At 64.4% G+C, this 3,365-nt stretch carries 4 protein-coding genes and 1 pseudogene; all 5 read left to right on the top strand.

All coding sequences use genetic code 11. The features are described 5' to 3' along the window. The coding region (locus tag EOA60_RS24950) for a phage tail tape measure protein (RefSeq protein ID WP_128312055.1) at positions 1–1,726 on the top strand (1,726 nt) is incomplete at its 5' end. Then, positions 1,726–2,145 (top strand): phage tail protein, encoded by a 420-nt coding sequence (locus EOA60_RS24945; RefSeq protein ID WP_127217003.1) that lies wholly within the window; start codon positions 1,726–1,728, stop codon positions 2,143–2,145. The genes EOA60_RS24950 and EOA60_RS24945, both read left to right, overlap by 1 nt. Positions 2,146–2,224: 79 nt before the next feature. Continuing rightward, positions 2,225–2,614 (top strand): response regulator, encoded by a 390-nt coding sequence (locus EOA60_RS24940; RefSeq protein WP_095800211.1) that lies wholly within the window; start codon positions 2,225–2,227, stop codon positions 2,612–2,614. Positions 2,615–2,644: 30 nt separating this feature from the next. Next, on the top strand, positions 2,645–2,875 hold the full coding sequence (locus EOA60_RS24935; protein WP_127217002.1) for a tail protein X: 231 nt from the start codon (positions 2,645–2,647) through the stop codon (positions 2,873–2,875). Positions 2,876–2,958: 83 nt separating this feature from the next. Then, positions 2,959–3,365 (top strand): annotated as a pseudogene (locus EOA60_RS24930) (hypothetical protein); the annotation flags it as partial.

Here is a 3,365-nt window from a genome sequence, read left to right as displayed (position 1 = left end):
GGCAGCCGGTGTCGCGACCGCCGCTGCCGGTTATGTCGCGATCCGTACGGCGCGCGACTATGCGCAGCTTGAGCGCACGATCGGGCGCATCGTCATCAATGCCGACAAGCCGGCGACCAGTATCAAGCCGACGATCGCCGTGCTGCAGGAGCTTGCGGACAAGTCGAAGCTGCCGTTCGACAATGTGGTGCAGGGCCTCGAAACGCTGATCGCCTCCGGCAGGTCGCTCGAGGAGGGGCTGGCCTTCCTGCCGTCGGTCGCCCGCACGGCGCAGGCCTCAGGCTCCGAAATGTCGGACATCGCTCTCACTGCGGACGCGCTCGCCAATTCGCTCGGCATCACCGCCGACAGGATGCAACAAGCCTTCGACATCCTCGCTTTCGAGGGCAAGGCCGGCAAGTTCGAGTTGAAGGACATGGCGGCGGAGCTGCCGGCGATCGCGCCTGCCTTCGCGGCGCTCGGCTACAAGGGCACCGAGGGCCTGAAGCGCCTGGCCGCCATGCTGGAGATCGTGCGCAACCAGACCGGATCTTCGGCCGAGGCCGCGACCAATTTCTCGAATATCTTGCAGAAGGCCTATGGCAACGAGGTGGCCAAGAACTTCAAGAAGTATCATATCGACATCCGCAAGGAACTCGACCGCACCAGAAAGGAGGGCGGCGACGTCATCCAGACGCTGGTCGAGCAGACGCAGAAGGCGCTCAAGGGCGACCTGTCGAAGCTGCCGCTGATCTTCACCGACATCCAGATGCAGCAGGGCATGCGCGCGCTGCTGACGCAGATGCCGGAGCTGCAGAAGCACCTCGACGCGCTCGGCAGCTCGGCCGGCACCGTGGCAAAGGATTTCGCCCAGATCACCGGCGATGCCGAAGGCAACTGGCAGCAGCTGATCAACAACATTCAGGAAACGGGGAGGGCGCTTGGCGACCTCTCCGGCAGGGCACTCAACCCGGTCCTCGAAAAGGTCAACAGCCGTCTGTCCGACATGATGGCCGTCGACAAGGGCTATGAGACGCTGCGGGCAAGCGGCCGCGATCCGCTGGCCTATATGGGCGAGTTCAAGGATCGCTACAACAAGCAGCATCCCGAGCTTGGGTTCTTCGATCGCTTCACCGGCGCGCCGGCCGAGAAGGCGTTCCGCGATGCGCTGGCGCAGCTCGGCCGCGGCGAGATCAAGAGTGTCTTCGATGCGCTGCAGACGAAGATCCTCGAAGATCGCCAGACGCGCGAGCCGAACACCGGCATGCCGGCCTCGAGCACGCCGATCCCCACGCCGCGTCCGAGGAACTGGGCAGAGATGACCCCTGCCGAGCGGCAATTCCAGGTGTACGCCGAAGGGCGTCATGCGGCTGCCAGGGGTGGCCAGGCCTATGTGCCGCCGGCACCAGGTCTCCCGGGCATCGGCCCGAACGTCGCCGGCTTCGACGCCGATGAATTCGAGCGCCGGCTGCAGTCCGGCGGCGCGGATGCCGGCGCCAAGATCGCCGAAGGCGGCACGCAGGCGGGCCAGAACGCCGCGCAAACGTTCAGCTCCGGCGTCGCCGGGGCCGGGTCGGCCTTCGGCAAGAGCGCGGCCGCGGCCTTCATCGCCGGCGTCAGCGGCTTCCTGTCTTCGGCCAGGGCCGATCTGATGCGGCCGGTCGGCTCGCTCGGTGGCAGGACGACCGGCCAGCAGGTGCAGGCCGATACACGCGGGCAGGCGATCGATTTTGGGGGACCGCGCTGATGCTGATGAAGATCGGTCTGGTCGAGTGCGATCTCTCCTTCAACATCGACACGCATGGCCGGGAGACGACGCACGACTATGCGGAAAAGCCGGTGGTCGGCGCGAGGCCGCCCCTCGAGGATGTGGGCGTCGGGTCGGAAACGCTCACCGTCTCCGGCCGCCTGATCCCGTCGAAGCTTGGCGGTTTGGGCACGTTGAACATCCTGCGCAACGCGCAGCTCGCCGGCACGCCGCAGCTGGTCACACGTGGCGACGGCAGCGTGTTCGGCTTCTATGTCGTCCAGTCGATCAGCGACGAGCACGCATTCCTCGATCGCGACGGGGTCGGCCAGATCGTCGATATCACAGTCAAGATGCAGAAATCGGCGGCGCCGGCGGCGAGCGATTTCTTCGCAACGCTGTTTTCGCTGCTCGGCTAAAGGCGCGCGAAAACGATTACTTTCCTTGGAACCGAACCGCTGTCGAGAGCGTAGTAGACCAAATGAGGGAAGGGACCTTATGGGCGGCGGCACGATTCTGGTCGTTGAGGACGAACCTCTCATCCTCTTGGAAATTGAAACCGCATTGGAGGAAGCTGGCTTTGCCGTGTCGGGCTTGACCAGTGCCGAAGCTGCATTGAGCGCGTTCGATGCGGCGCCTGAGACGATCAAAGCCCTCATTACCGACATTCGTCTGGGTCCGGGGAAATCAGGTTGGGATTTGGCTCGCGAAATCCGTGCGGTAAATGCTGCCATGCCGGTAATCTACATCAGCGGCGACAGCGCCGTTCATTGGCCTTCCGAAGGCGTCCCCAACAGCGTAATGATTGCGAAGCCGTTCTTCATGCCGCAGATCACGACCGCACTGGCCACCCTGCTCAACGATCAGCCGCCCGGCGAAAACACTTAGCCGCTCGGACACGATTCTGGATTGGAGCCCATGACCGAGACCGTCACCGTCAGGGCGGAAGGCACGACGCTGTCCACTCTTCTTGCAAGGCACTATCGCAAGGTCTTCTCGGGCATGGTGGCGAAGACCTTCGCCCTTAACCAGGATCTTGCCAGGTCCGGTCCGCAGCTTCCCGTGGGTTTAGTCGTGACCGTGATGACACAGGCGGAAATGGCGGCTGAAGGCGCGGCCCCCAGGCCAGTGATCGATCTCTTCGAATGACAGCGGGCAAAAGCCCGCAAGCCCGACCGGGCGTCGCGGCCTATGCCGCGCCCCGCCGGAGCGCCTGCGGCGCGTGAGGCAAAATGAGAAAAGGTCATTTCCGCGTCGTGGTCGGTGGGCAGGATGTCACCTCCCGTTTCGTGCCGCTGCTGATCTCGCTGTCCATCACCAAGAGCGGCACCGAGGCGACGCATTCGGCGACGTTCACGCTCGACGATAAAGATGCGACGGTCCGGTTTCCCAAGACGGGCACGCCTGTCTCGATCGAGCTCGGCTGGGAAGGCGGCGCGATGCGCCGCTTTGAGGGCGAGGTCGACACCTGCGACTGGTCTCTTGATCGCGGCTCCGGCAGCGTTCTGACGGTCACTGCGCGCTCGGCCAGCCTCAAAGGCAAGGTCAAGCAGCCGACCGACCGCCATTGGGAAAGGACAACGCTCGGACGGGTCCTCGAGGACGCTGCCGGAGCCGCGATCAAGAGACCAGTCGCAGG

Source organism: Mesorhizobium sp. M1A.F.Ca.IN.020.06.1.1 (assembly GCF_004023265.1).
Classification (GTDB): Bacteria; Pseudomonadota; Alphaproteobacteria; order Rhizobiales; family Rhizobiaceae; genus Mesorhizobium.
The sequence above is the reverse complement of the archived record's forward strand: the minus strand, read 5'-3'. Positions and strand labels throughout refer to the sequence as shown.